Source organism: Pantoea sp. R102 (genome assembly GCF_004916815.1).
Lineage (GTDB): Bacteria > Pseudomonadota > Gammaproteobacteria > Enterobacterales > Enterobacteriaceae > Pantoea > Pantoea dispersa.
Genome location: NZ_SDFT01000215.1, coordinates 1 through 1125 on the forward strand (window position 1 = coordinate 1; position 1125 = coordinate 1125).

1 protein-coding gene is annotated in these 1125 nt (G+C 57.7%); it reads right to left on the reverse strand.

From position 1 onward, the window contains the following. On the reverse strand, window positions 1-1006 hold a 1006-nt coding region (gene sucC / locus ERD80_RS19580; RefSeq protein WP_136548186.1), incomplete at its 3' end, for an ADP-forming succinate--CoA ligase subunit beta. Window positions 1007-1125 lie beyond the last annotated feature (119 nt).

Sequence of the window (1125 nt, forward strand, 5' to 3'; positions counted from 1 at the left end):
CAGCACCGATGATGCCGTCTGCGATCAGGTCGCAGCGCACGATGCCGCCGAAGATGTTAACGAATACCGCTTTTACAGCATCGTCAGACAGGATGATTTTGAAGGCTTCAGTCACGCGCTCTTTGGTTGCGCCGCCGCCAACATCAAGGAAGTTTGCAGGCTGACCACCGTGGTGTTTCACGATGTCCATGGTGCCCATTGCCAGACCGGCGCCGTTGACCATACAGCCAATGTTGCCTTCCAGCGCGACGTAGTTCAGTTCCCACTGAGTCGCGTGGGCTTCACGTGGGTCTTCCTGGCTTGGGTCACGCATTTCACGCAGCTCTGGCTGACGGAACAGGGCATTGCCGTCGGCACCCAGTTTGCCATCCAGACAGATCAGGTCGCCCTGTTTGGTGATCACCAGCGGGTTGATCTCAACCATCGCCAGGTCGCGCTCCAGGAACATGGTCGCCAGACCCATGAAAATTTTGGTGAACTGGCTGACTTGCTTACCGGTCAGGCCCAGTTTGAATGCCAGCTCGCGGCCCTGGTAAGGCTGCGGACCGGTCAGCGGATCCAGCGCCATTTTGTGGATCAGGTGCGGGGTTTCTTCCGCCACTTTCTCGATTTCCACGCCGCCTTCGGTTGACGCCATGAAGATCACGCGACGGGTGGCACGGTCAACCACCGCACCCAGATACAGCTCCTGATCGATGTCGGTCGCCGCTTCAACCAGGATCTGGTTTACCGGCTGACCATTGGCGTCAGTCTGGTAGGTCACCAGACGTTTGCCCAGCCAGTTTTCAGCGAAAGCACGAATGTCTTCTTTACTGTTAACCACCTTCACACCGCCCGCTTTACCGCGGCCACCGGCATGAACCTGACATTTCACCACCCACGGACCCGCGCCAATTTTCGAGGCGGCTTCTTCGGCTTCACGTGGCGTGGTGCAGGCGTAGCCAGTCGGTGCTGGCATACCATACCGTGCAAACAGCTGCTTCGCCTGGTATTCGTGTAAGTTCATGATGTTCTATCCATTCAGATCTAAACAGGGTTAATTTGGGCGCGCCTCGTGCCAGCGCGCCCGGCGAAAATCAGACATCCAGCAGCAGACGCGCCGGATCTTCCAGCAGCTCTTTCACC